Here is a 26,491-nt window from a genome sequence, read left to right as displayed (position 1 = left end):
CGCCATCTCAAAAGAGAAGATTTATTTTTTCATCACTTACAGATTGGGCAGCTGCCAGTTGATCTCCGGTTTGCCAGCCAGGCGCAGGGCGCTGTTGATCTTTGAGAAGGGACGGCTACCGAAGAAGCCATTGCGCGCCGAGAGGGGCGATGGGTGTGCCGATTCGACGATGGTGTGGCGGCTGGTGTCGATGAGGGCTTTTTTCTTCTGCGCGTAGCCGCCCCACAGCACAAAGACGACCGGGCTCTCTTTGGCGTTGACGACCTGGATGACGTGGTCGGTAAACTTCTCCCAGCCATGATTCTTGTGCGAGTTGGCCTGGTGAGCGCGCACCGTCAGGACGGCATTAAGCATCAACATGCCCTGATCGGCCCATGGGACCAGGTAACCGTTGTTGGGGATGCGGCAGCCGATGTCGTCGCGCAGCTCCTTGAACATATTCACCAGCGAGGGCGGCGGCTTGATCCCCGGTCGCACCGAGAAACACAGGCCGTGAGCCTGGTTGTTATCGTGATAGGGATCCTGGCCCAGCAGAAACACGTTCACATCGTCATAGGGCGTGTGGCGCAGCGCCGAGAACACATCCTGCTCTGGTGGAAAGACCTCGTACTTCTGGCGCTCCTCATCGACAAAGGCGGCCAGCTTCTCAAAATAGGGCTTCTCGAACTCGCCATTTAGATGAGCGTGCCAGCTCTCAGGAATATCAATCTGCATACATGTCCCTTTTCCTCATTTTTTTGCGGCCGCAATCAAAGCTAGTGTTTAATTGCGGCTTATCGTTCTATTCTCGCTCAATTCGCCGAAAACGGCAAATTGAACTGGTGAACACACACAAGAGAAGAAGGGTAAAAAGTTTGCCGCCAGAAGAAGGGTACCAGATCCTTACGACCAGGATAGGATATCATATAGGGGCGTGGCCGAGTTGTTGGAGAATGCCAAGCAGGTCGGAACTACCCCAGCGTTCGACGAGTTTGCCAGACGCAAATTTGCCGAGTTGTACACCACGCGCGCGAACCTGTCTGCCTGTGGGCGCTATACCCAGGAAAGATCCCTTATGGGTACCGGTCACGGTATAGGCGAAGGCGACATGCTCATCGTCGGCCACCAGCTGTTCCACACTCACATGGAGATCAGGAAAAGCGGTACGTAGCTCGCCGAAGAAGCTGCGAAAACCTGCTGGGCCGCGTTCCTGCCCAGGAGCCGGATCATGATCAAGGGCATCAGGTGCTACCACCTCATCAAAAATACCGAAGTCACCACTATTGATGGCTTCTCTAAAGCGCTGTTGAGCCGTAATATTCTCCTCACGCGTCATAGTTTCTCCTCCAATATTCTGCCTTGCTTGTAAGCAGGATCAAATGCAATCGCTCTCTAGCACGAAATCACCGGGGAAGAAAGTGACATATAGAGCACCCGAATAAAGTCATTGACAGATCCAGGAATAAAAAAAAGCGGCTAATAGCGCGTATCGCCGGAGGCAATATAGATATACACATCCCAATCGGTATAAGAAAGAAAATCAACCATCAAAGGACCAACCTCGGACCAACTAAGGCCGCCAAGGCCGGCGCCGAGCTTTGGAAAAGCGATACTTTGAATACCAATAATCCAACTATATGAAACCAGGAAATGCAGGCCTTTCTCGATGTATTCAAGTTTGGAGTCTGCGCGCACCTTGTCTTTGGTGGGAAAGTTAAGAATCCAGGGCGTGCTATCGGTGTAAAGCATAGGCCAACCGATGCGCAACGTGCCATCTTTGCATTGCCGCTGGTAGGAGCGAAACATCTCTGGATAGCGCTTCTTGAATTCGAGGGCCAGCCCCTTGCCCATCACGCCACTACAATTCACCGGATTGACCAACACCTGCGCCGACGAGGTGAAGATATCGCCCTCACAATACATAATCTGAGCCATCCTTACTTGCTCCGTTTCTTCGCATATTAACGTTATTATTTTTCCATCCCGCAATGTAACAATAAAAGCGATTTCGTAGGTTCGGCCCTTGCGGCCGATTTTCCTCCTCCCCATATAACAACGTATCACCCATGAATTCGATTCTCGCGGCGGATTTTTCCATTCCCATATGAATCGTGGGCGGAGGGGTAATCGGGCGCGAGGTCCGAACCTATGGAGGGCGGTTCTGGCGCGGAGAGGAATTTCGGGCGCGGAGGTTGAACATATGGGGTTATGTATCGTACGTGGAGGGGGAATCGGCCGCAAGGCCGAACCTACGGGGCGTGGTTCTGGCGCGGGAGCGGACATGCGGGGGGAGCATGATCGTACGTGGTGGGGGAATCGGACGCGAGGGCCGAACATATGGAAAAAGGAGCGCCTACCGATGGGGTAGGCGCTCCTGTGCATTTTCTGTTGGGTAGAGACGGCATGGCCGCTCACAGCTTAGCCGACGCTGCCGGACATCTCCAGCTGGATGAGGCGGTTGAGTTCGACCGCGTACTCCATGGGGAGCTCTTTGGTGATGGGCTCGATGAAGCCGTTGACGATCAAGGAGTAGGCCTCGGATTCGTCAAGACCACGGCTCATCAGGTAGAAGAGCTGGTCCTCACCGACTTTAGAGACGGTGGCCTCGTGACCGATCTCGGTCTGGTTCTCTTCGACACGGATGGTTGGATAGGTGTCGGTACGAGCGTTCTCGTCGAGCAGCAGGGCATCACAGCGTACACTGGACTTGGTGTGGTGCGCACCAGGATTGATGCGGACCAGTCCGCGATAGGAGGAGCGACCCGTTCCCTTGGAGACCGACTTCGACAGGATCTGGGATGTGGTGTGCGGTGCCAGGTGGGTGATCTTGGCGCCAGCATCCTGATGCATGCCGTCGTTGGCGAAGGCGACCGACAGGACGTCACCGCGAGCTCCTGGCTCCATCAATAGGACGGCCGGATACTTCATGGTGACCTTCGAGCCGAGGTTGCCGTCAACCCATTCCATGGTGGCGTCGCGATAGGCGGCGGCACGCTTGGTGACCAGGTTGTAGACGTTCTTCGACCAGTTCTGGATGGTGGTGTAGCGTACACGCGCACCTTCCATAGCCTTGATCTCTACGACGGCGCTGTGCAGGCTGTCGCTGGTATAGCTGGGAGCGGTACATCCCTCAACGTAGTGGACATAGGAGCCAGGCTCGGCGATGATCAGGGTACGCTCGAACTGACCCATGTTCTGGGCGTTGATGCGGAAGTAGGCCTGCAGCGGGATCTCCACACGCACGTTGCGCGGCACATAGACGAAGCTACCACCACTCCAGACGGCGCTGTTCAGCGAAGCGAACTTGTTGTCGGATGGCGGGATGATCGATCCAAAGTGCTCTTTGATGATATCAGGATACTCACGCAGAGCGGTATCCATATCGGTGAAGATAACACCCAGCTTCTCCAGGTCTTCGCGCATCTTATGATAGACGGCCTCACTCTCGTACTGAGCAGTGACACCAGCCAGATACTTCTGCTCAGCCTGTGGGATACCCAGACGATCAAAGGTGTCTTTAATCTCTAAAGGAATATCGTCCCAGTTCTTACCCTGCTGGGCGACTGGCTTGATATAGTAAAAGATATCGTCAAAGTTGATGCCCGACAGGTCAGCTCCCCAGGTAGGCATTGGGCGCTTCTCATAAAGCTCGAAGCTCTTGAGGCGGAAGTCGCGCATCCAACTAGGCTCGCCTTTCATCTCCGAGATCTGCTCGACGACCTTGCGGGTCAGTCCTCGCTGGGACTTATATGTATAATTTTCTGCGACATGGAACCCAGCACTGTAGTTACCCTGTTCCAATTCAAATGCTTGACTCATGACTTACTCCACTTGCTGGCTGATTCTATCAGGGTCTCTAAGAAAGCCGTTCGCTTTCAGAGAAGTTTAATCCTTACTTGTGTACTCGGATTTAGTTGTATTATATGTCCTTTCCCTAACGATGTCAAGGCTGACGAGGCCGATCGGGGATCAGATGGCGCCCTCTGAGCAGCTCCAGAGCAGGCGGCCGAACAGTGGCCGCCCTTTGCAAGGCGCGGCGCGTATGCCACAATAAGGTGAATGGACGTGGACGCGCCTGTAGTAGTGTTGATCAGTATAGCATAAAGTGGGTGCGCCCAAAATAGAATGACTGGAGATGCTATGATCAATCAGCTGCTACTACGGCTGTGGAGACTGCTGCGGGGTCGGCCGCAGTGGTATTTTCTCTGGTTGGCGCACCCCAAGTTTATCGTCGGGGTGTCGGGCGTGATCTTCGATGAGCAGGGACGCATCCTGCTGCTGCGCCACCGCTTCTGGATGCAGGCGACGTGGGGGCTACCCGGCGGCTACGCCAATAAGAATGAACGCCTGGAGGATACGCTGCGCCGCGAGCTGCGCGAGGAGACCGGCTACGAGGTCCAGGTGCACTCTCTGATCCGCGTGGTCAGCGGCTACCGCCTGCGTGTCGAGGCCAGCTATCGCGGCACCTTCCTCGGCGGCCAGCTGCGGCTCGACGAGCGCGAAGTGCTGGAGGCCCGCTTCTTCCGCCCCGACGAGCTGCCGCCAAGCCTGCTCCCCTCGCAGCGCGAGATCATCAAGCTCTCGCTCAGCAGCCCCCCTCCTCCAGCATCATAAAGGGGCGACGATAGTATGATACGCAGATGGTAGCAGCAAAGCGGAAACAGCCCACAAAAGTGGTGCCAGAAGTACTTGACAAGCCGCGAGCAACCTTGCTATCATGGATGACGCAGAGGATATAATATCCTCGCTCCAACACGCGCCCATAGCTCAGTGGATAGAGCAACCGCCTTCTAAGCGGTTGGCCGCAGGTTCGAACCCTGCTGGGCGCGCCTTTTTGCTTTGGAAGCCAATTCTCAAGCGCGTTGACACGAAGCAAGCGGTGATATTTTTTTCGGGAATATGTGGTCATAAGGACCCAAAAAGCTTTAGTGACCATCCGCCTCGAAAGGGCATAAACAACCGCCTACTCATAGGTCGCGAAAACCCGTCAAACGGTATGGCCATCCGCCTGCTTCGTAGAGGTGCCTCATGAATTGGAGGTATTCCTATGGCACAGCCAACAAAAAAGCCTGTAACAGGCAAGCGTTCATCCTCTACCCCTAAGCAATCAGGCGCTGTTATCCCCCGAAGAAAAGAGCGCACTATCCGCAAATCCATCGATGAGTACATTGCTGATCATCAGAGCCAACACCACAGCATCAAAACAGTGAAGTGGCACCAGCTGGCGCTCGGACACCTGGCGAATTTTCTTGAGCAGCAGGGTGTAATCTATATCAAAGATCTCGAAAAAGAGCACCTGGTCGACTGGATCAATCTCCTCACCGAAGAACCTGGTTCCCGCGGCAAACTGCGAACCACCAGGACGGTAAATTACTATGCGCGTTCAATGCGTGCTTTCTGCCGCTGGTTGGAAGCTGAAGGGTATGTCGAGGTAGCGCCTTCTAACCGCGTCAAAATGCCCAAATTAAGCAAGCCACTCATCCGCATTATTGAGTTTGAAGAGTTCGAAAGGATGCTTAAGGCCTGTACCCCTCCTCGCGAGGTCGGTCCTACAGCTGGCTGCAACGCTGCCCGCAATCGCGCCATCCTCTGGGTGCTCTGGGATACCGGTATTCGCCTGGCCGAACTCTGCGGTCTGCGCTTCTCAAACTTCGATCGCGATAAAGGCGTGATCATCGTCCATGGGAAGGGAAATAAAGAGAGACGCATCGCGCTCGGCCGTAACGCTCTGCGAACGCTGCTCCTGTACATGGATCGCTATCGACCAGATGAGGACGCATTGCTAGAGATAGGCATCGCCGACGAGGATCACATCTTTTTGAGCGAGGGCGGCAATGCTCTCACGCGTGATGGGATCTCGATGCTCTTCAAGCGAATACGCGCTCGCGCAGATCTGCCCCATGACAAGCGAATTAGTCCGCACATCTTCCGTCATACATTCGCGGTGTGCTTCCTGATGCTCGGCGGTGACATCTTCACCCTGCAGGAACTGCTAGGACATGAGGATATGGCCACCATAAGGCAGTACATGCATCTCAACGACACTTTGATCCAAGAGCAAAAACGCAAGTTCTCGCCTGGCGACAACGTGCCATTTAACGGCATGGCAGTGGGAAAAACTCCGCGTACAGATTTTCGTGATCCAATTAAACGTAAACCTGGTACGGGTAGAGGAATAAAACTAGCTAAATAAGTTTACCACGGCTAGTAGCAATAAACTACTAGCCTTTATCTATTTTCGGGAATAACTTTCTTTATCTGCATGATATTTGTGTTAAGAAGCTCTTATAAAGAGTTAATCTTGCAGATAAAGTTTACAGGATGTTGCCTGTCTTACCGCACATTTCATTAAAAATTTTCTATTTGATTATCACATTTACAGTATATTTTCAGCATACACAGCAATCATCTCTAAAGACTCCAGCTTCTCCTGTGCTGCCTGCAAGCACGCCTGTACCAAACCATTGACATGCTTCTCTATGAGGTGGTATAGTTAGTGTCACTTAGTAAGTTTCACTATATAAAGCATCACTGAATACATGAGAGGTGTCATATGCCCAAAGATCTCTCTGATCTGGGACGATTTTCTGACCCATCATTGCTTATCCTCTCCAGTCTGGCGAGTGGACCCAAGCATGGGTATGCCATGATCGAGGATATCGCTGCATTTAGCGGCACCCGACTGGAGCCTGGAACCCTCTATGGAGCACTTGCACGCTTGGAACGGCGCGGCTGGATTGAAGCCCTGGCCAGCGAAGAGCGGCGCAGACCTTACCGCATGACCGCCGCAGGACTACATGCCTTACGAGAGCAACTGGCCACAATGCATCGTATTGTTATGATTGGCAGCCAGCGCCTTTCTCTGACCTGATCAGCAGCAAACAAGGATGTTTTGTCATGAATACCGAGAGCAATTTTCTGGGACGATTTTCCGACCCATCGTTGCTTATCCTCTCCAGTCTGGCGAGTGGACCCAAGCATGGGTATGCCATGATCGAGGATATCGCTGCATTTAGCGGCACCCAACTGGAGCCTGGAACCCTCTATGGAGCACTTGCACGCTTGGAACGGCGCGGCTGGATTGAAGCCCTTACCAGCGAAGGGCAGAGCCATCCCTATCGAATTACACCCGGAGGTGAGGTTTTCCTCCAGAGACACTATACCACGGCCCGGCAGCGCCTAGAACGTATCGGTGTCACAAACCCTGATCAATTATACAAGGAGAAACCCATGAATCCCTTGATCTGGATAATACGTCTGTACCCGCGCCAATGGCGTGAACGGTACGAAGAAGAGATGATAGCTCTGCTTGAGCAGCATCAAGTGACCCCAGCGACACTGATTGATTTAATGCTTGGAGCTCTTGATACACGCCTTGATCCCTACTACCGTTCAAGAGAGAGCCTCTTTGGAGGGCTGAACCTTCGTAGCATCGCCCTAGTCTTCATCACGATGCTCTCCATTGTCACCTTTGCCACATATCTCTGGGCACAAGAGACGAGAAACTTGTTGATCTTTCCCTTTGGCATTTATAATACTATGACCCCTTTCCTCAATATCGAATACCTGCTCTTACTTATCATCACCTTCTGCATCACAGGTGGCATCATCAGAAAGGCTCTGATTGCCAGAAAGCGAGGCACGTTGCTTGCCGCAGCCACATGCCTCCTTCTCTGCAGCCTCTTCGTGATCCTTGAATTTCTCGGGGGGCTTTCCTCTCCCTTACCGAATCTCTTTGATCGCACTATTCTGCTAACACCGGATGCACTCTGGAAGCTCCTTACCATTGATGGCATGTTTGTTTTTCTCTTCAAGTTGAGAGAAACCATAGCAACTCGTCAGATTCGCCCACTTCTCCTGGTCGCATTGTTTCTACCACTCTGCCTGATACTCTTTCTCAACCCCGCTCTTGGTAGCGAACGGGGCATCTTTGAGTTTGGTCTTCTTTCTGTGAAGCAACTCGCCCCATTTTTAGGTCTTGGTTCCATCTTCTTAGCAATGGACACAAGTGACATGAGCCAAGCAGCATCACGCCTCTATCTCCTACTCCCCGCAACGCTGCTCACACTCTTGGTGACCAGTACTCCTATAGTGATGTTCATGTGGTATCTCAATTTCTGGGGGGTAGCACTGTTTTCAAGTTCATGCCGCTGCAAGCAGCTATGATTCCTTTTCGGGGGCCGTGGTGGTTTTCCAATTCGCTCGCGTCAATCTTCATCGCGGTACTAGTTGCCAGCGGTGTTATGTTGCTCACACTGATTCGTGGTTATGTCTTCCTTACGAGCAAACATCAGGCTGTCCAGAAAACTGAAGATCCACCGGCGCAGGAGCAATGCGTATCTTAGTAGAAAATGACCCACCCAAAACAACGATTCACTAGCCCAGGGAAGCCCGGCCTTCCCTGTAGAGAAGGAACAAGCTTTGCAGCAGATTTATACAGCCAAGAGAGGCCTTCGCTTGTAACTTGGATATCAAAATCAACTTCTTCTTTAGTCGCACCAATAATGATAGATGCATTTCTTGGTACAAGATACGCTGATCCTCCAAAGATCATGTAGCGCAAAGCATTTAATTATAGAGGTGGTCAGGGAAATGCCTTCCCTGGCCAGGTTTTTATAATAAATCCCCTTTTGCCCTGTATTTCTCGATTCTTTCTCGCTCGCTCAAAGGTTCAAACAATGTTGCGCCTCCTGCACTACCAATTTAACGGGATTTATCAGCATACGGCAATGCTCCCTCCAGATCCTGAAGAGCTACATCATATTCCTTCTGCTAAAGCATACCGTATTTTATATAATATAAGAGGTGGAACTAAATTTTTATATTATAGAGAGAATTATAATATAAAGTGTAACAGACTATAAGTTACGCAGAGAAGTGGATGAACTCTCGATTTTAAAGAAATATTGAATTTTGGAGTTCTAAATGGAAGTGAGGCGAGAGGTATGCATTCTTCATTTTGCCGCCAGGCCGGTATTCTCCTTGTACTGGTTATGCTCATTGCCGGCATTGTTCCTACAACGAATACTTTTGCTGTTTCGCTAGCACACACTTCCCCACAAAAGGCGCTGGACCAATTTCCGGTCCATCCTAATCCCGACAGTATGCCCATCAGGAGTGCTCTCGGAAACGCAGTTGAAGTGGGAAGCCCTCCGAAAGTCATTCCTTACCGTCATCCGAATTCGGCTCGGAAAATTTCTCCAAATGACATCCCCCCATCTATTCTCCCCAGAGTTTCTGCTACGGGATCGGCCACCAATATAGGCGCTCAGATTCGCGGGAACAAAATGAGCCCCTCCTGGCACAGGCCCATACACCACAAACCTTTTCCTCCTCACCCCCCATACCCGAAAATAGGCATACTAGAGAATGTCGAAGGGTTAAATAATGCTGAACAGGCAGCAGTAAATGGAGGGCCAAACGCTGCAGTTACTCCCCCTGATCAAGGCCTCTGCGTCGGTCGTGATCTAGGTGTACCAGGGACCGAGGTGGTTTTCAGCGCCGTTAACGATGCGCTCAGGGAAACTGCTCCAGATGGATCGGCATTACCGGGAACGCCATTGTTAGGAAATAAGGATGTGAGTTTCGCGAACTTCTGGGAACCGAATGCGTTTTCCGATCCCCGCTGTCTCTATGATGCATCAACCCGGACATTTTTCTTTAGCGTAATTGGTTTTGATAACAATAACAATACTACAGTTGATATCGCCGTCTATAATGCGCGCGGTTTTAAAGTGTACCAGTTTGATACATCTCTGGGTGGCACTCAGTTTGGTGATCAGCCGCACATCGGGTATGATGACAACGCTTTCTATGTGAGTACAGATGAGTTCCCGCTTACAGGCCCCGATTACAATGGCGCAATTCTGGTGATCATTTCAAAACCTCAGCTTGTTGCTCAAAGTGCTACTGTCTCCTCGGCTACTACTGGCCTCCTGTCACTGGCTGGCGAACCAGTCTTGACGCTGCAACCGGCGATCAGTACGTCTCCCACAACGACGGAATATCTGCTCAATTCGTTTTTTCAAAATCTCAGCAATAACAAGCTGGGTTACTGGACCGTCACAAACGATACAAATCCTGCCAATGCTGTTGTCAGGGCGACAACTATTGCATCGGAGACCTACGTTTTTCCCGTTCCCGCCCTCAGTACGGGCACAGGCCAAACCACTGGTATTATCACCAGCGAAGATGCTCTCAACCCTGACGATGCGCGTATGCAGCAGGTGCAATTTATACATGGACATCTGTGGGGGGCGTTAACAACCAGTCTGCTCGTTGATAATGATCCAACGCCACGTGATGGCCTCGCCTGGTTTAAAATTAATACATATACTAGTGCCGTGGAACAGCAGGGCTACGTCGGATCTCTCGGCAACTACCTGATCTACCCGGCAATTTTCCATACGCGCTGGGGGCTGACCGCGATCGCCTTCACTCTGACAAGTAAGACAATTAACCCCAGTGCAGCTTATGTCGTGAACAATTTTCCAAAGAAATTCGCACCATTGTCATTCGGCGAGGTCTCGATTGCCGCCTACGGCAGTGGCCCGCATTATTCTTTCAGCCAGGCTCTTTTCGGAGAAAGGCGCTGGGGTGATTACTCAGCCGCGGCGCTCGATCTCAATGGGAACAGCATCTGGTTGGCAACCGAGTACATTCCCGTTTTCCAAAGCCTGTATGATAACTGGGGAACGCGCGTCTTTGAAGTTGGGCCCAAGTCTCATTGGTAGTAGACAACTGGAGCGATGACTGACGTCCCCCGGAACACAACAAAGAGAAAGCCTTCCTCCTACCCACAAGAGGTAGGAGAAGGCTTTCTCGTGAACTAAAGAAGCTGTTAAGACCTCTGAGCCTTGGGCTTAAGAACAAAAGCACCAACCACGCCAATGATCAACAGCACAACGCCGATTCCCAGGAGTGTGAGACCATGCGCCTGGCCAGTCGCTTTCAGAACAATGCCAACGATGAGGGCAATAATTCCAATCGCTGCAACGACATAGGAACCTACTTTCATGAGAATTCTTCTTTCATGATTTAAATATGAAACAGTATGCATTGAATATAATGCATACTGTTTAGAAAACGTCTCCTTCATCTCGCAGGTAACGTTCACTGCTTCTTTTGAACTAAAGGTAGTCCTTCTTTGGCGTGGATAAGGCTCATGGCCGCTCTTGGGACTGGTAATGAAGTGTAAATCACGGCATGAAAAAGCTCTACGGCACCTGGTGTGATAAACTGTGCGAGAAAGAAGATGACAACCATGGTTTCTGGCATGAGTGGACCAATAATGGTGAGCAATGTCAATGTCGGTGGTGTGCGGCAGACCAACTTTCTTATGCGCGCATTGTATTTTTGCGCGATCGGCTGGTGGGCCGGTTACTTCTGGGCCTGTATCGGCTACGCGTTGGTCTGTTTTATCGTCACGATGCCCCTGGGGCTGATGATGTTGAACCGGCTCCCGGCGGTGTTGACCCTGAGTAAAAATTAAGCTTCATCGCCAATAAAAAGCCGCCTGCTCCGATCGGACTGCAGGCGGCTCTCTTCATAAAAAAATCAAGAGATAGAACAGCAGGTGAGATATGAGAAGTAAGTTGGCCCTTTCTTTTTTCGTGCTATTTTTGCTGGCAGGCTGCCTGTTTCTCCCGGCGTGCGATAGCGCAAATACACCCACAGCAGGCAAAGCATCCACGCCGGTTTCTTCGATTAGTTCTCCTACAGCAGGTAGCAGTGTGACGTCACCCCCCGGCGCTATGCCAACGTTGGTAGCTGATCCAGGATGGAAGGTTGTCTATAATCACACTGGTGATGCATATCATCGCATAAGTGGAGCATTTACAACTGATACAGCTGTCGTTGTTCTTCTCACCTGCCAGGGAAAAGGCCATATTAGCGTAGATCTCAGTACGGGAGAGCAGGCAACAACGGCGTGCTCGAATCCCCCACAGGCAATCAGAGACCAATATTCCTCCTCGGCTGGCAAACAGAGTACAATCAATGTTGAAATAGAAGGAAACGATGTTCGCTGGGCTGTACTGGTAGCAACAAGTCATAACGCGGCACAGCAATAAATAAAATCGCCACCTCACTCTTACACGATCTCCTGATTGACGAGATTGCACGCTACTCACATCAGAGGTACAATGACTCATCGCTGCTCCGGTGGTTTTTATCGTATATGGGAAGGAGCTGCGGGCCGGGAAAGAGTTCGCGGAGAAAGATCAGGGAGGATAGAGAAGACAAGGTGAGATAGCGATCATGAGGCATACCCTTGGGAAAAATACGCGGCCGGGGGCGCTACCATGCGTCCGGCTGCAGGGTCTCTTTCAGCCCTTCGCGGAGGGCGTGATCATCTGTGACCAGGCGGGGAAGATGCTGCAGATGAACGCGGCGGCGCTCACGCTCTTTGAGGTGTCCGCTGAGACGGTATATAGAGGGACAGATTTCCAGCGCTTTCTGCATACCTTTCAGCAGGGCGGCGACCTCCAGGCGGCGGGCCGCCCGGATCTCTGGCTCTCTCAGTCTGGGATAGAGTCCACGGCGGGGCCATATGCACCCGAGAAGACGCTGCTGCTACAGCTGCCTTCCAAGCGCCAGGTCACGGTCACTTTCTGGTACGCGCCGCTGCTGGATGAGCAGGAGCGTGTCGTAGGGGCGATGGCGGTCTTCCAGCCGGTCGCATCCTCCTATCAGCAAGGACTCCACCTGCGGCAGGTGCACGAGACAATCGCGGCGCTCAGCGCGGCCATCGCCTCCCTGCCCGCCTATGACACCCGCATGCTGCCCGCCGGGTCTCTGCTCCTCTCGCCACTGGTCTCCTCGATCGCCCGGCCACTGATGGACATGACACACCAGGTCCTGGATGGTCTGCACGTGGTGCTGATGTCCACGAGCCCTTCCGGGCAGCTCTCGTATATCGCGGGCAGTGGCCTCACGCCGGAGCAAGAACAGGTCGTGCGGGCCAAAACTCCCTTTGTTACCTCGATGTTTGTCGACGACCAGGTCGTGGCTCAACTCTCCGCGCGCCAGGAGGTGCTGCTCTCATCCCAGGAGCTGCGCCAGCGCCCATCATTCGTGCCAGAGTTCGGCTCCGAGGACCTGCTGCTGCTGCCCCTCTTTCTGGAGGAGCGCTTCGCCGGAGAGCTGATCGTCTTCAAAACCAGCTCTGCCAACGGATACACGCCGGAGGAGATCCAGCTGGCAAAGATCGTGGTGGTCGAGATCGAGCTGCTCGTGGAATGCCTGGGCATCCTGCATGAGCGCATCGCCTCCGGCACCCGCTCACTGGTGCAGCAGGAGGTCGGCCGCCTGAGCAATGATTTCCTGACGCTGGCCAGTCATGAGCTGAGAACCCCGCTCACCGGCATCATCGGCAATATCCAGCTGGCCCAGCACCGCTTAAACAGGTTAAAGCGGCAGATCAGGGAGCAAGCGGGTGACATGGGCACGTCGATTGAGCAGGTCGAGGACCCCCTGACCACGGCCATCGAGTGCGCCGACCTGCAGCAAGACGTCCTCAATGGCATGATCGATACCCTCTCCATTGCGACCGAGCCCGTCGAGGCGCGCATGCACGAGGAGAATCTGCTCACGCTGCTGCACGACACGTTGGACAGGGTGCGACGCAGCGCCCCCGAGCGCGCCATAGAGCTAAAGGTGCCACCGAAGATACAGGCCGTCCTCATTCATGCCGATAGTCAGCAGATCATCCAGGTGCTCACCAACTACCTGGTCAATGCCCTCAGCCATACAGGCGCCGGACAGCCCGTAACGATCCAGCTGATCGTCACCGATACGGTGGCCTTGATTCTGGTCCATGACGCCGGACTGGGAGTCGTCACGGAAGAGCAAAAGGCGCTCTGGCAACACTTCTCGCACAAGAAAGATCTGGCGATCCAGCACGGCGCCGATATGAACCTGGGGACCGGCTTCTATCTGTGCCGCATGCTCATTGAACGACATCACGGCCAGGTCGGGGTACAGAGCCATCCCGAGCAGGGAACAACTTTCTGGCTAACCCTGCCGATCGTCGCCCTGCTGGCGCAATAAGCTGAGAGAATGAAAGCCAGCCCATCATACTGGCCGAGAATAAAGAAAAAAGGGGACCTCCCCAGGTTGGGAGGTCCCTTGCTGTGGACATAGCCACTATTGCTTACGCTTCGAGATGGATACACGTGCTAACGAGTAATGTTAAGCGGGAACTACCGGATACGCAGGCCTAAGCCCAGACCTAGACCCACTCCTTCACCGTAGCCATAGCCATAACCATAGCCTGGGAAAAAGCCACCGCCGTAGAAGCCACCGCCGTAGAAGCCACCACCGAAGAGGCCTCCACCGTAGCCATAGCCGTAGCCATAACCATAGCCTGGGAAAAACCCGCCATGGATGTTAGCCAGCGCCTCTTCTGTCAACTCAAGTACGCCACTGGAATTAACCTGATCTTCGCCAGTCAACCATGTACGATAGTCTTGCTTGCTATTATTCATAACGGTACTCTCTCTTTCTACTTTAATATGCACTTTGCCTGGTATTGTCCCCTGCACATTTATCGTGCTAGGATCAATACCAATACCTAGTATACCGAAATGTAGAAAAGGCGATATGGAATATAACTATGCATGGATCTCTCCCTACCTATGGCTGAAGTCTACCCCAACGTCTCCACAGACGACAACGCCTGATACACCTTAAGCCGGGGCAAGCCCCAATACATTCAATGTAACAGCATCCGAAACGAAGATCGCCGTAGGTGCGCCCCTTGCGGGCGCAGCGGCCTCGTGCCCGGGTGAGCACGTTCCCCGCAACACATTTTCCTTCCCAAGAAATGGACGCCGATGTATATGCATGCGAGCGTTTTCATGAATCCAACATTTAATGGAGAGATGGCATGTTTAGGGAAACGTGGCCGCCTGGGTACAGGGCCGCTTTGCGGCTAAGCTGGGGCAAGCCCAGCACTTACGATTGATTACCACGAGGGGCACGTAGTATACTTATTAACATGTATAGATGATAATATATCTATCTGTTACAGATCACTGGGATGTGGTCTCGTTATCGTTTTCTTCCTGACAAAGAAAGGACTACAGGATGGTCCACTTTTCCTGTCCCCTGCCTGGCAGGCGCGTGTATCTGCGTGCCGGCCTCTCACTCTTGTTACTTCTCGTACTGTGTGCCGTGACGTTCTGCGTACAGCCGACCACGGCTGGCGCGCACGCCGCAGCCGTTGATCCGCAGCAGCAGTATAACGAGTTCTGGTCGCAGAACACCTTTTTGGATTTTCACGACTGGACGAATAATGGCGTGGCCGCCTATCCCGCGCTCAGCGGGGCGCGGGTACAGCTTGCTCCGCGCGCCAACCTCACCTGTGCCGCCAGCGATATCGACGGTGGCGCGAGCAACTACGACGCTCAGACCAGGCTCTGCTCCGGCAAAGATCCCATGGCGCCGAGCAGCTACAATGGTGGCATGAACTACTACAACGGCGGCAGCTTCTCCTATGGCACCCTGGTGTCACCGGTGCATACGACAAAGCAACCGATCACGACAATCATCGCCTCCTGGAACGCCACAACCCCGACCGGCACCTGGATGGAGGTCCACGTGCGCATCCAGGAGAATGGCCTGTGGACCCACTGGTACGATCTGCCGATCTGGGCCAGCGACTTCAGCACGATCCAGCGACACAGCGTCGATGGGCAGTTTGACGCCAGCGGTGGCGTGGCGACCGACACGTTCTACGCTAAAACCGTCGCGACCGCCTACCAGATCGGGATCACGCTCTTCACAACGAAGCCCGGCGTGAGCCCGGTGATCCATCACTTCGGCGTGCTGGCCGACTATGATGCGCCCGACGCCTCCCACGTGCCCACTATCGCGCCCGACAAGTCCACCTGGGGCATCAATCTACCGGTGCCGCAGCGTTCACAGAATCTGGCTCAGTACCAGAATCTGGGCTATGGGGGCGGCGGCGACGTCTGGTGCAGCCCGACCTCGACCAGCATGGTGATGGCCTACTGGTCCAACATCCTGCATCAGAAAAATCTGACCCAGACCGTACCGGACGCGGCCAGGGACACGTACGACTTCACCTATGAGGGGACGGGCAACTGGCCCAACAACACGGCCTATGCCTCCGAGTTTGGCGGCATCCACGCCTTCGTGACGCGTATGGACTCATTGAGCCAGGTCGAGCAGTGGGTCAAGCTCGGCGTGCCGATCGTTATCAGCATCGCCTTTGGTCCCGGCCAGCTGCCCGGCGCCACCTACAGCACCGACGGCCACCTGATGGTCGTGCGTGGCTTCACCGCTACGGGCGATGTGATCGCCAACGATCCAGCGATGGGAGGAACCACCAGTGATGCCGGCGTAGAGATCACCTATCCGCGCGCGATCTTCCAGAAGCTCTGGCTGAACGCCTCGGACGGCACCGTCTATGTGATCGCCCCCGAGTTCTGGCCCACCCCGCTCAAAGATCGCGACGGCTCCTGGTAATCGCCGGCATTTTTCACCGCCACTTATCACGCATACAGCAGGCTTAAACGCATGTTTGGCCTGCTGTACCCTTGTGGTCACGGCACGTACTCGCTCTCACAGTCGGGTTACTCGACATAGGGATTATTCGATATACAGTTGTAGTGTAAAAAAAAAGCGTGAAAGGATCTTTCTGGTAGGATGGGAACCGAGCATGGAAGCCAGCTGGCGGGTGAGCGCATAGGAAACTATCAACTGAAGCATGTGTTGGGCAGCGGCGGCTTCGCTGATGTCTACCTGGGTGAGCATCTACACCTGGGCAGCTATGCGGCGGTCAAGGTGCTGCATACAAAATTGGCGCATGAGCAGCTGGAGGATTTCCGCCAGGAGGGGCATATCCTGGCCCACCTGCTTCACCCCCATATTGTGCGGGTGCTGGACTTCGATGTGCAGAATATGCGGCCGTTCCTGGTCATGGATTACGCTCCCGGCGGCACGCTGCGCCAGCGCCATCCCAAGGGCTCACGCGTGCCATTGGCAGCGGTGGTCGAGTATGTGCAACAGGTGGCGAGCGCGCTGGATTATGCCCACGCGCAAAAACTGATCCATCGCGATGTGAAGCCTGAAAACATGCTGGTCGATCAACAGGGTCGCGTCGTCCTGAGCGATTTTGGCGTCGCCTCGATGGCGCATGACACCAGGTCGCAGACACAGGGGGCCATCGCCGGAACCATCGCCTACATCGCGCCGGAACAGATTCAGGGCCGACCACGTACGGCCAGTGACCAGTACGCGCTGGCCGCCATCGCCTATGAATGGCTCAGCGGCGAGCGTCCCTTCCGAGGATCGATGAGCGAGGTAGTGAGCCAGCATCTGGTGACGCCGCCACCGCCCCTCTCAGAGCGCATTCCAGGTATCCCTCCAGCCGCCGAGAGGGTCATCTTTACCGCGCTGGCCAAAGATCCACGCCAGCGCTACGCCAGCGTGGGAGATTTCGCCGCCGCCCTGGCACAGGCCAGCATGGAAGGTACCACCGACGCCTCATCTCCCCATATAGCGCATTCAACCAATCCACTGACCCTGTCTTCACCGGTGCGGATGACGGATTCGGCGCGACAACGGGCGGCGGAGGCGACCATAAACAATATGTCGACCCCGCCATCCTTGACGCCGGGCGCGCGGCGGCCTTCTTCACATCGCTGGCTCCTCATCGTGGCAAGTATACTGCTAGCGATCCTGCTGATCGCAGGCGGAATAGGGGCGGCGCTCATGCAACCCTCCACAGCAAAAAACACGACACATAATACGCCCGTTATACATCTCGATCCTACCGCGACCCTCACGCACGCCCAAAGGGCCACCGCCATCGCCAGCGCGGGACCCGATCGGCTCTATCAGCTCGTCACCGGCGTCCATCCCACGTGGCAGGACCCGCTCAGCGCGCAGGATCACAACAACTGGACCCTCTCGAAGCATTGCGGCTTTAGTGGCGGCACATACCATGTCACCTCCACTACGACAAAGACGCTGGAAAATTGTTTCGCCAACGCTACCCACCTCTGCAACATGGCCTTTCAGGTCCAGATCACCCATCTCAGCGGTGAGGGTGGCGGGATAAGCTTTCGCAACACCACCAATGGCAGCAAGCATAAGGGGTATACGTTTATGCTCAAGCCCTCGGGCGCTTATGACTTTTCAGCCGCCGGCGCTACCGTCATCCCTTACACCCTCACCACATCATCCGCCTTCCACCCAGGCTATCATGTCAGCAACGTGATCACCGTCATCGCTCGTGGCAGCAATTTCTACTTCTATGTCAATCATCATTTCCTCGCCAGCGCCCATAACAGCACCCTGGCCTGCGGCAAGCTCGGCCTGATCGCCCTCGACTGGTCCAGTCTGGCTTCGGCCTCATTCAGCAACGCAAAGGTATGGACGCTCCCTTCGTAATCCGCACGAAAAAACTCATGCATACACACATATCAATCAATCAGCCTATAGACTTTTTGTCAAGAATGCTTGCTTTTGTGAGTATGTGTCAATATAATCGTCAATAGACGAGCCAGAGCGCTTCAACTCATCAATGATGATTTTATAGTATCTACAGCTATAATTTATATGTAAAGATGGTGCCGCGCCTGCTATGCACGGCATTCAGACCAGGTCTGGATTGCCACACAATCAGCATCCACCACGTACTTATGCAACAAGGAGGAAGCATATGGCCTGGGAAATCGACCCCTTTCACACCCTGATCGAATTTTCGGTGATGCATCTTATGATCAACGTCGTAAAGGGACGCTTCAAAGAGGTACATGGAACCCTGCACCTGGATACGCAACAGCCAGCCAACTCATGGGTCAAGGCACAGGTGAACACGGCCAGCATCGATACCGGTGTACCAGCCAGGGATGGTCATCTGCGTTCGGCGGGCTTCTTTGATGTCACAAGGTATCCATCGATCACCTTTGAGAGTACCTCGGTTGAGCCGACAGGGGAAACCACCAGCAAGGTGACAGGCAACCTGACCTTACACGGGGTAACGCACCCGGTGACGTTTCAGGCCAAATACCTGGGATACGCACGCGACATGGAGACGTATGGCTGGAGAATAGGTCTCTATGCAACGGCTGTCATCGATCGTCGGCAATTTGACATATCGTTCAACCAACGCATAGACGGTGTGCCATTCGTAGGAAACGAGGCGCGTCTCGAACTGTTTCTGGAAGCGCTCCAGAGATAAACGAAAGGAACCGGCCCGATCTAAAGCAATCCGACCCGATGTCAGGCCCGCTTACTATCAACGCGTTCTCATGGGATGCCCCCGCCATCCCGGCCGACGCAAACTCGGGTCGCCTGCTGGCTCCAAGCCAGAAGCCTAGGAAGCCTGGGCAAGCCTGGCACCTACGGTTACATCGGTTACATTCCTCTCATGACGTACATTTGCCCACCATGATCGCTCCTGGTGCTCTTTTCTTCCTCATCAGATACATCCCTTTTGACCCGCACGCCAGAATATACAGATAAGCTCATCATTTAGACTGTACATAACAGGATCTCCATGCTAGAATAGGCGCATAAACGCAGCAAGCAAACAGAGAAGAAAGGGATCAATGATGATATCACGAGATCGCCTGCCAGAGGCTATTCAACTACGCGAGGAGGGCCGGGCGAAGCAAGATGAAGCCATTCTGGAGCGCGCACGCGCCCTGCTGATGGAACTGCTGGCGGCTTACCCGGATGACGCCGAGATTACGTACCAGGCGGGCGTGGCCCATGATAATCTGGGACTGGAACAGGGCGCGATCCCCCTGTATGTGCGGGCCATCGACCTGGGACTGGCGGGACCCGACCTTGAGCGCTGCCTGCTCGGCCTGGGCAGCACCTACCGTGGCCTGGGCCGCTATGATGAAGCGGTCGCGACCCTGCGCCGGGGCGTACGCGAGTTCCCCCAGAATCGGGCGCTGCAAACCTTCCTGGCTATGGCGCTCTACAACTCGGGGGAGTACAGAGAGGCCATGGAGATCGCCCTGACTAACCTGCTGGAAACCACCAACGACGAGAAGCTGCAATATTTCAAGCGCGGTCTGACCTATTATTCACAGCACCTCGACGAGGTCTGGGACTCATAATTATCCCTTCGCGGAAGTCCCCAGTCCAAAGCCAGGCCAAACCTTAATACGTTCAACTTAAAATTGTGCAGGACGAGAAAAAACCACAGTACGTGCGGGGCTCGCCCCCGCTTTGCTTGCTTCCCACACGAAAAGGCCCCTTCAAGGCGACCAAGGACGGTTTGCATGCGATGCATCCCATTCTTTTGGTTGCTTTTTCGAGCGGCGAGGAAGCAAAGCGGGGGCGAGCCCCGCACGTACTGTGGTCTCTTTTATCTCTGCTTGCTCTAAAGCTGAACGTATTGGAGGCAAGCCTGGCAGCTACGCTCGGGCGCGGCGCTTGCCCAGGTAGGCATTGACACTGGCGACCCTGATCTTGTTGGTGTCGTCAGAGACCAGCACACCCTGGCTGCGCAGCTCGCGCACGCGTCTCTCGGAGAGGGACAGGGCCTCGGCGGCCTCGGACACCGTCATCGGCTTACGCCTCGTCAGCTTACCAGTATTCGAGGAAAGCGCTGGCAACGAGCCGGTATCCGTCGGAGGCAGGTATGACGCCATCTCCTCCATGGCCAGGAATTCGCTGGCATCATCCCCACCAGCCCAGGCCGGCAGGAAGGCATTACCAGGCGCGCCCTGCGGGAGCGCATCGGCCACCAGCGGACCGCTATCCTGGCCTCCACCCTTATCGCTGTCGCCCTTATCGTGTGGCGTCGCCTCGAACGTCAGAGGCTCGGTCGTATGCTCCTCCTCCTCTTGCGTCCCCACCTCATTGTCCTGCGCCACCTCTTCTACCCGCTCCTCACGAGGCGTCATCTCCTCAACGGACGGCAGGGCCTGCGGCTGATTAAAAGCGGCGGTCGTCACCCGCTCGACCTCTTCAACCTCCTCCACCTCTCTGGCTGGCTCGATCATCGCCACCGGCACGCGCTCCACCCGCTCAGCAGGGATGGGCTCCTCCGTGCTCTTCACGGGTTCCGCCGCCACCGGCGCGGGCTGCTCGGTATTGGTACCACCATTGGCGGATGGCCGGGCGCCGGCTGGCTCCGTCGTCAGAACCTCGCTGACGGCGGCGCGTGCCTCCAGAGCCGTGTTCTTCACGCGCTCGATCATGCCGGGCTGCTTGGTGCGCTGCTTATAGGCCGCCAGGCGCCGCTGCTGCTCCTCCAGCATCTCCAGCTCATCAACCTTCGCCGCCAGCTCGGCGGCCGTCTCGTTCTTCGAACTAAAGAACTCGGCCACCACCGAATAGGCCAGGTTCAGGAAGGCAAACGACGACGCCAGGATAGGATTAAGCATCCTCAATGTATCGTTGACGCGCAGGTCGTTCCCCTGGAACGTCATGGCGTACTCCCAGTTCACAAACCAGCTAAAGGCGGTCAGGCACACAATAAAGAGCCAGGTAAGCCCCTGGGCGTACCATGGCATATTGCCGCGAAAGAACATCACGCCCACCGTCAATACCAGGGCGGTCAGGTCGATGCTCACGGCCAGCGTGTAGGGATTGACCCAATCGGTGGGGTCGGCCTCAAAATTATGGAAAAAGGTGGCGACATGCCGAATCGACGCCGCCAGGAACGCGATATACGCGAAAATAAAAATAACACGGATGAAAACGCGAAATGCTCCTTGCCAGGTCATGGATATCCTCTTCTCTATGCGATGCGCTACTTGCATTCAAGCCCTTCTATCCTATCAGCTCGATGCAATGCATTTCTACTGCCTGGTGAGTGATCCGCAGCGATTACTTCCTACTATGCAACTCTGTCTCAATACAATATACGAGAACTATAGCATGTTTTTCGTGCTGTGACTGTCGAGGAGATAGGTAGCTGCGGCGACGTGGGAAGGCGGATGGCGGCGCGCATGACGCGGTTTTTCGGGAAAAGAAATTTCATGCGCTATAGCCCGAAGGTCCCCGATATATCCGGTCGGAAGCGCTCAGTGGGGCTGGGTAATGACGATGTGGCTGCTCCACAGCAGCGCTTTGTCGTTGGCACGCAGGGCGTTGATCGAATAGTCCTCCATCGAAACGACATAGACGATGCCATCCTTGATACCGGCGATGAAGCTGAGCACATCCAGCTGCGCGTCGCCGTGGTAATCGATCGAGTAGCTCCAGCGCCACTTGCCGCTGCTAGCATTGAGCGCATCGACCACTCCCCGGCTGATAGAATTGATATAGACGCTACCAGCGTTGATCTGGATAGCGGGATCCAGAAAGCCGGTCTCGTGATGCCAGAGCAGCACGCCATCGCGGGTACGCAGGGCGCTGATACTGCTGTGCGCACTGACATAGACAATGCCAGCCTGCTCATCCGAGAAGACCACGTAGCTATAGTGGTAGCGCCACAACGACGAGCCATCGCGGGCGCTCCAGACATCAATCCAATTGTCTATGCCCTGCTCATAGACGTTGAAATAGATCTGCCCATCGGCGATGCGTGCCAGGTCGGCGTTCTCGTCGATCTGACGCCGCCACAGCTGGCGCTGATCCGAGACCCGCAGCGCCACCAGGTCCCGATTGTTCTGCAGGACATAGAGCACGCCCTGCTCGACCACCAGCGCACGCAAATAGCTATCGGGCGTCACGAAGCGCCCCAGCAAGTGGCCGTCCGCGACCCGAAACGCCGAGATGGTGCCCTTAGAGCCAGGGCCACTACGAAAGGTATAGGCCACGCCCGCCTCGATCTGCTGCAGCGAACCCACATCCTCATGGCTCCAGACAAAGGTGCCATCGCTGAGCCGGTAGGCCACGATCGTCGTCGCATCGGGCGCCACAAAGACCAGTCCATTGGCCCCCGAGGTAACGGAGGCGCCACTCGGCAGAGGATGCTGCCACAGTTGCGACCCGTCACGCACATCAAGCACATGCAGCGAATAATCGGTCCACTGCACATACACCTTCGCGTCCGACACACCAAAGGTGCGGATATCCTGGTCGCTGCGCCATAGCACATGGCCCGTACGCGTCTCAAAGGCGAAGATGCGGCCCAGGTCGGAGTTATATTCCGGCGCCGCCCTCATCACTGTGATCGGTCCCCAGGTAACCACGTTCACGATCGGTGGCGTGCGCTGACTGATATGGGTAACCGGAGTCGTCGGGCGCGCCACTGGCTGAGAACCGCTCAGCAGCGGCTGCGAGAGCGCACTGATATTCGGCCACAGCAGAGCCAGCACCAGCACGGCCGCGCCCAGCGCCGTCAGCAGCGTCAGGTAGAAGCGGCTGCGCTCCGAAAGATACTGTCCATGCAGCAGACCGCCCCTGGCAGTCTCCGCGTCATCCAGATCCACAATTTCGGGCTCGCCGCTGGAGAAAGGGTCGTCCTGCTCAGAATCGCGCATCCTGCACCTCCTGCTCTCCCTTACCTTCGTGTCTGATTCTCATCATACCGGGGCACTTAAGCGCCCGCGCACCGGATTTTTTATGTTGGTGTCTGGGGGTGTCGTGGCGCCCCCAGACACCAACATAAAAAATCCTGGGCCACTCACCCTGTCGTGGTCAGCGAGGTTTGCCAGAGTGTCTCTTTATCTAAGACGCTTAGCGCGCTCAATGAGGTATTGTGATTCAGTACCAGATAGATCACTCCCTGCTCGATCTGAGCCACGTAGCCCTGAGGCTGCCACGACGGCACGGCACCAGTGCCGATCATATACTGCCACTGCAGGCTGCCATCCCTGATATCGAGCACCATCACGCTCCCCTGCTGATCTGAAATCGCGTATATGCGTCCATCCTGGATCTGGACATCTGAGAGGGTCATGTGGGTCTCATAGTGCCACTGCAAGTTCCCTGTGCGACTATTGAGGGCCATCAAGCTCTGGTCCGTCTTCAAATAGATCACCTGCGACTGCACCGCCACCACGACCGGTGTTCCGTCCACGTCATAGCGCCACTGTTGAGCACCCGTCATAGTATCGATGGCCGTCAATGTACCATCCTGGCTCGACACGATATACAGCTTGCCATCGGCCACCTCCTCCAGCAGATCGGTATGGGGCAGAGAACGACGCCAGAGCTCACGATTATCGCGCACGCGCACCGCCGTCAGCACGGCATCCGATCCCAGGCTATAGACCACCCCGTTCGCCGCCACCACATGGATCGGCAGTTCCTTCACGTCCCTCGTCGACTGCCAGACCACCTTCCCATCGCTCATACGCACCCCCGTCAGCAACAGTCCCTTACCGGACTGCACATGCTCAAAGTAGAGCACGCCCTGCCCCCGATCCACCGCCTGGATCACCCCACCGCCATTATAGTGCCACTGCAGCGAGCCATCGGCGACCTGGTAGGCCGACCAGCGCTGCGAGCTATCCATCGCCAGCAGCAGGCCGCTGATGGTTGCCTCCGGCTGCGCATCCTGCGGCAAAACCGTATGCCAGACCAGCGAGCCATCGCGCTCACTGATCCCATTCAGTGAATGATCATTCTCCTGCACCCACAGCTTCCCATCCTCGACCCCCATATTCATGATCGTCGGCTGCGATTCCCACGCCACATTGCCACTCTCACGCCTCACCGCCACAATGCGCGACTCCGATCCTTTGAACGGCACATTGATCCTGGCAATCACCATATCCCCCAGCGAAAACGTCGCCACCACAGAGCCATGCCCGACATCGGCGACCGGCGTCACATCCATACCCACTACCTTCGTCTGCGCCGCAGGACGCGGCAACGCCGACTGTGCCAGCAAGACCAGGTTCGGCCACAGCAGCCAGCCCACCACCAGCAGCACCAGCGCGCTCAACCCCAGCAGCGCCAATCGGCTCCAGCGCGACAGATGCTCTCCCTGCACCAGGCCCCTCCACCATCGCCTCGGCTCACCGGCATCCTCATCTAGATCCACCACCTCAAACTCATCATCGAACGTATCCTTACGCTCATCATAACCCAAAATGCACCTCCCATATGTTCGGACCCCGCGTCCGATTTCCCCCTCCGCGCACGCTCGCGCTGAGGCCCCCATGGTCGGACCCCGCGTCCGATTTTCCCCTGCTTCACACCTCTGTTTCTATATACACGATATCGCATGAAAAAGGTAGAGGCATAGTATCACGCGGAAAAACTATCTATGTACGCGACCGGGCGCGAGGCCCGAGTCCATGGGGAACTGCTGGGGCACTGAGATGCATATCGATATATGATTGATTACCTTGAAACGGTGTGCTATACTAAGAAATCCTTAGTATAGTGGGTCAGTTCCTCCAGACCTGCAGGGACTGATCAAAAGCGGATTCTGTGGCATTTCGAATGTAGTAACCAGGTAGAGCGTCGCGTATTACATCTACACATCTCCCTTCCAAAAAGGAGAACAGTCATGGTAGAACATTCTGCATCAGTGATCGTTAAAGCTCCCTTACACCAGGTCTACGAACTCTTTACACATTTCAATGATTTTCCAAAATTCATGGGCTTTGTGAAAGAGGTTACCTACTACGATGATCGGCGCAGCCACTGGGCTGTCAAGGTAGTAGGGCAATATGAATGGGATGCAGTCAATGAAGATTGGATACCAGATCAACAGGTTGGCTGGCGCTCCACGCGCGGCCTCAAGAATTCTGGCCGAGTCAAGTTCCGCGCTCTAGGCCCTGAGCGTACATCCGTTGATGTCTATATTCGTTATACTCCGCCCACAGGTCCGCTTGGTGAGTTAGGTGATCGCTTCGGCGTCAATTCCTACTTCGACGCGATACTAAAAAAGGATTTGAGTAATTTTGCGCATATGGTTGAAGAAGCCCCACCGGGCGCACTCGACCCTATGTCTTCTCATTATCTTTTCCATCCTGAGAGCGCAGTCAAAAGGGGCGAGCTAACCCCGCGTCAGAAGGCAGCGATGGAGCACGATCCCATGATGAGTCCGCAAGCGCTGTCGGAACGCCAGGCGCAGATCGCCAAAGAGGCCGAGCAACGCCGACGCCTGAAAGAGGAGCAGGAGGCCGAATTGAAGCGACGGCGGCAGCGCGAGCGCCAGCTGCAGAGCGAACGCGAGATCATCCTGGCCCAGGAAGCGCAGAAGCGCCAGCAGGAGCGCCTCGAACGTGAGGCCGCACAGCGCAAGGCGGCCACCGTCCCACTCGATCCCGTCCACACGTATGCCGCCAGGGCGCATGGGCTCGGCGATCGCGACGGCCGCATACGCGATCCCAACTGGCTGCAAGATCCTATGACCGCGCGGCGGCACAGCAGCAAGCCGGACATCTCAGATCCACCGCCCACCGCTCAATAGGTTAAAGACAACATCCGTTTTGGTAGCTATTTCGTATACAGGGTATATGTCATAATGCCAGCCGGTACACCGTAAGCTGAAAAGAATTTGACCAGGCATGCTCACAATATATCAGGAAGGCGTGCCTGGTCACTGCGTTTTTAATACACAAAAAACCCGGCTAATAGATAAAGTCGTCATTTGTTATGTGGTGTAAGGAGG

The 26,491-nt window shown here is 55.0% G+C and carries 21 protein-coding genes and 1 tRNA gene; 13 read left to right on the top strand and 9 right to left on the bottom strand.

The annotated features are described in order from the left end of the window. Positions 1-36 precede the first annotated feature (36 nt). The 4 genes from ung to sufB all read right to left on the bottom strand — a co-directional run bounded on the left by ung (position 37) and on the right by sufB (position 3,798). Positions 37-714 carry a uracil-DNA glycosylase gene (ung, locus tag AABA21_RS28385; protein WP_338255418.1) on the bottom strand — a complete coding sequence of 226 codons (678 nt, stop codon included), beginning with the start codon at positions 712-714 and terminating at the stop codon, positions 37-39. Positions 715-901: 187 nt separating this feature from the next. Then, positions 902-1,315, bottom strand: a complete 414-nt coding sequence (locus tag AABA21_RS28380) for an ester cyclase (protein WP_338255417.1) — start codon at positions 1,313-1,315, stop codon at positions 902-904. Between the two features lie 140 nt (positions 1,316-1,455). Then, positions 1,456-1,914, bottom strand: coding sequence for a macro domain-containing protein (locus tag AABA21_RS28375; RefSeq protein ID WP_338255416.1), 459 nt, complete (start codon positions 1,912-1,914; stop codon positions 1,456-1,458). A gap of 483 nt (positions 1,915-2,397) precedes the next feature. Continuing rightward, positions 2,398-3,798 (bottom strand): Fe-S cluster assembly protein SufB, encoded by a 1,401-nt coding sequence (gene sufB / locus AABA21_RS28370; RefSeq protein WP_338255414.1) that lies wholly within the window; start codon positions 3,796-3,798, stop codon positions 2,398-2,400. Between the two features lie 306 nt (positions 3,799-4,104). Between sufB and AABA21_RS28365 the strand changes: the two genes are divergently transcribed. The 6 genes from AABA21_RS28365 (at position 4,105) to AABA21_RS28340 (ending at position 10,712) form a co-directional block, all read left to right on the top strand. Further along, positions 4,105-4,593: an NUDIX domain-containing protein gene (locus AABA21_RS28365; protein ID WP_338255413.1), complete on the top strand. Its 489-nt coding sequence runs from the start codon at positions 4,105-4,107 to the stop codon at positions 4,591-4,593. Positions 4,594-4,735: 142 nt separating this feature from the next. After that, positions 4,736-4,808: transfer RNA gene (locus AABA21_RS28360), tRNA-Arg, on the top strand. Between the two features lie 218 nt (positions 4,809-5,026). After that, on the top strand, positions 5,027-6,172 hold the full coding sequence (locus AABA21_RS28355) for a tyrosine-type recombinase/integrase (protein WP_338255412.1): 1,146 nt from the start codon (positions 5,027-5,029) through the stop codon (positions 6,170-6,172). A gap of 360 nt (positions 6,173-6,532) precedes the next feature. Then, entirely contained in the window at positions 6,533-6,850 is a 318-nt protein-coding gene (locus AABA21_RS28350) for a PadR family transcriptional regulator (protein ID WP_338255410.1), read from the top strand. 26 nt (positions 6,851-6,876) lie between these two features. Then, positions 6,877-8,145, top strand: coding sequence for a PadR family transcriptional regulator (locus tag AABA21_RS28345; RefSeq protein ID WP_338255409.1), 1,269 nt, complete (start codon positions 6,877-6,879; stop codon positions 8,143-8,145). Between the two features lie 779 nt (positions 8,146-8,924). Then, entirely contained in the window at positions 8,925-10,712 is a 1,788-nt protein-coding gene (locus AABA21_RS28340) for a hypothetical protein (RefSeq protein ID WP_338255408.1), read from the top strand. Between the two features lie 107 nt (positions 10,713-10,819). On the opposite strand, the gene AABA21_RS28335 is transcribed toward AABA21_RS28340, so the two are convergent. After that, the gene (locus AABA21_RS28335; RefSeq protein ID WP_338255407.1) at positions 10,820-10,996 is read right to left on the bottom strand and encodes a hypothetical protein; all 177 of its coding nucleotides are present in this window, start codon (positions 10,994-10,996) and stop codon (positions 10,820-10,822) included. Between the two features lie 237 nt (positions 10,997-11,233). Here AABA21_RS28335 and AABA21_RS28330 point away from each other — a divergent pair, with 237 nt between their 5' ends. Further along, the gene (locus AABA21_RS28330; RefSeq protein ID WP_338255406.1) at positions 11,234-11,470 is read left to right on the top strand and encodes a hypothetical protein; all 237 of its coding nucleotides are present in this window, start codon (positions 11,234-11,236) and stop codon (positions 11,468-11,470) included. A gap of 767 nt (positions 11,471-12,237) precedes the next feature. Then, on the top strand, positions 12,238-14,028 hold the full coding sequence (locus AABA21_RS28325) for an ATP-binding protein (RefSeq protein WP_338255405.1): 1,791 nt from the start codon (positions 12,238-12,240) through the stop codon (positions 14,026-14,028). Positions 14,029-14,180: 152 nt separating this feature from the next. Here the strand turns inward: AABA21_RS28325 and AABA21_RS28320 are convergent, their stop codons facing one another. Then, the gene (locus AABA21_RS28320) at positions 14,181-14,465 is read right to left on the bottom strand and encodes a hypothetical protein (protein ID WP_338255404.1); all 285 of its coding nucleotides are present in this window, start codon (positions 14,463-14,465) and stop codon (positions 14,181-14,183) included. Between the two features lie 601 nt (positions 14,466-15,066). Between AABA21_RS28320 and AABA21_RS28315 the strand changes: the two genes are divergently transcribed. From AABA21_RS28315 to AABA21_RS28300, 4 genes are all read left to right on the top strand, one after another. Continuing rightward, positions 15,067-16,470 carry a C39 family peptidase gene (locus tag AABA21_RS28315; RefSeq protein ID WP_338255402.1) on the top strand — a complete coding sequence of 468 codons (1,404 nt, stop codon included), beginning with the start codon at positions 15,067-15,069 and terminating at the stop codon, positions 16,468-16,470. 180 nt (positions 16,471-16,650) lie between these two features. After that, on the top strand, positions 16,651-18,399 hold the full coding sequence (locus AABA21_RS28310) for a serine/threonine protein kinase (RefSeq protein WP_338255401.1): 1,749 nt from the start codon (positions 16,651-16,653) through the stop codon (positions 18,397-18,399). 271 nt (positions 18,400-18,670) lie between these two features. Further along, positions 18,671-19,192 (top strand): YceI family protein, encoded by a 522-nt coding sequence (locus AABA21_RS28305; protein WP_338255400.1) that lies wholly within the window; start codon positions 18,671-18,673, stop codon positions 19,190-19,192. Positions 19,193-19,562: 370 nt separating this feature from the next. Further along, the gene (locus AABA21_RS28300; protein WP_338255399.1) at positions 19,563-20,081 is read left to right on the top strand and encodes a tetratricopeptide repeat protein; all 519 of its coding nucleotides are present in this window, start codon (positions 19,563-19,565) and stop codon (positions 20,079-20,081) included. Positions 20,082-20,381: 300 nt separating this feature from the next. On the opposite strand, the gene AABA21_RS28295 is transcribed toward AABA21_RS28300, so the two are convergent. From AABA21_RS28295 to AABA21_RS28285, 3 genes are all read right to left on the bottom strand, one after another. Continuing rightward, entirely contained in the window at positions 20,382-21,698 is a 1,317-nt protein-coding gene (locus tag AABA21_RS28295; protein ID WP_338255397.1) for a helix-turn-helix domain-containing protein, read from the bottom strand. A 300-nt stretch (positions 21,699-21,998) separates the two neighbouring features. Continuing rightward, positions 21,999-23,402 carry an outer membrane protein assembly factor BamB family protein gene (locus AABA21_RS28290; RefSeq protein WP_338255396.1) on the bottom strand — a complete coding sequence of 468 codons (1,404 nt, stop codon included), beginning with the start codon at positions 23,400-23,402 and terminating at the stop codon, positions 21,999-22,001. 143 nt (positions 23,403-23,545) lie between these two features. After that, positions 23,546-24,958, bottom strand: a complete 1,413-nt coding sequence (locus tag AABA21_RS28285) for a PQQ-binding-like beta-propeller repeat protein (RefSeq protein WP_338255395.1) — start codon at positions 24,956-24,958, stop codon at positions 23,546-23,548. Between the two features lie 423 nt (positions 24,959-25,381). Here AABA21_RS28285 and AABA21_RS28280 point away from each other — a divergent pair, with 423 nt between their 5' ends. Continuing rightward, the gene (locus AABA21_RS28280) at positions 25,382-26,290 is read left to right on the top strand and encodes an SRPBCC family protein (protein ID WP_338255393.1); all 909 of its coding nucleotides are present in this window, start codon (positions 25,382-25,384) and stop codon (positions 26,288-26,290) included. Positions 26,291-26,491: the final 201 nt, after the last annotated feature.

Source organism: Dictyobacter halimunensis (genome assembly GCF_036245075.1).
This window is presented reverse-complemented; position numbering and strand designations above follow the sequence as displayed.

Bases quoted from the DNA above. Each gene is read 5' to 3' on its own strand.
- sufB (WP_338255414.1), bottom strand. From the start codon at position 3,798: ATGAGTCAAGCATTTGAATTGGAACAGGGTAACTACAGTGCTGGGTTC.
- AABA21_RS28325 (WP_338255405.1), top strand. From the start codon at position 12,238: ATGAGGCATACCCTTGGGAAAAATACGCGGCCGGGGGCGCTACCATGC.
- AABA21_RS28380 (WP_338255417.1), bottom strand. From the start codon at position 1,315: ATGACGCGTGAGGAGAATATTACGGCTCAACAGCGCTTTAGAGAAGCC.
- AABA21_RS28365 (WP_338255413.1), top strand. From the start codon at position 4,105: ATGACTGGAGATGCTATGATCAATCAGCTGCTACTACGGCTGTGGAGA.
- AABA21_RS28350 (WP_338255410.1), top strand. From the start codon at position 6,533: ATGCCCAAAGATCTCTCTGATCTGGGACGATTTTCTGACCCATCATTG.
- AABA21_RS28290 (WP_338255396.1), bottom strand. From the start codon at position 23,402: ATGCGCGATTCTGAGCAGGACGACCCTTTCTCCAGCGGCGAGCCCGAA.
- AABA21_RS28305 (WP_338255400.1), top strand. From the start codon at position 18,671: ATGGCCTGGGAAATCGACCCCTTTCACACCCTGATCGAATTTTCGGTG.
- AABA21_RS28310 (WP_338255401.1), top strand. From the start codon at position 16,651: ATGGGAACCGAGCATGGAAGCCAGCTGGCGGGTGAGCGCATAGGAAAC.
- AABA21_RS28335 (WP_338255407.1), bottom strand. From the start codon at position 10,996: ATGAAAGTAGGTTCCTATGTCGTTGCAGCGATTGGAATTATTGCCCTC.
- AABA21_RS28315 (WP_338255402.1), top strand. From the start codon at position 15,067: ATGGTCCACTTTTCCTGTCCCCTGCCTGGCAGGCGCGTGTATCTGCGT.
- AABA21_RS28320 (WP_338255404.1), bottom strand. From the start codon at position 14,465: ATGAATAATAGCAAGCAAGACTATCGTACATGGTTGACTGGCGAAGAT.
- AABA21_RS28375 (WP_338255416.1), bottom strand. From the start codon at position 1,914: ATGGCTCAGATTATGTATTGTGAGGGCGATATCTTCACCTCGTCGGCG.
- AABA21_RS28295 (WP_338255397.1), bottom strand. From the start codon at position 21,698: ATGACCTGGCAAGGAGCATTTCGCGTTTTCATCCGTGTTATTTTTATT.
- AABA21_RS28355 (WP_338255412.1), top strand. From the start codon at position 5,027: ATGGCACAGCCAACAAAAAAGCCTGTAACAGGCAAGCGTTCATCCTCT.
- AABA21_RS28280 (WP_338255393.1), top strand. From the start codon at position 25,382: ATGGTAGAACATTCTGCATCAGTGATCGTTAAAGCTCCCTTACACCAG.
- AABA21_RS28345 (WP_338255409.1), top strand. From the start codon at position 6,877: ATGAATACCGAGAGCAATTTTCTGGGACGATTTTCCGACCCATCGTTG.
- AABA21_RS28340 (WP_338255408.1), top strand. From the start codon at position 8,925: ATGCATTCTTCATTTTGCCGCCAGGCCGGTATTCTCCTTGTACTGGTT.
- ung (WP_338255418.1), bottom strand. From the start codon at position 714: ATGCAGATTGATATTCCTGAGAGCTGGCACGCTCATCTAAATGGCGAG.
- AABA21_RS28300 (WP_338255399.1), top strand. From the start codon at position 19,563: ATGATGATATCACGAGATCGCCTGCCAGAGGCTATTCAACTACGCGAG.
- AABA21_RS28330 (WP_338255406.1), top strand. From the start codon at position 11,234: ATGACAACCATGGTTTCTGGCATGAGTGGACCAATAATGGTGAGCAAT.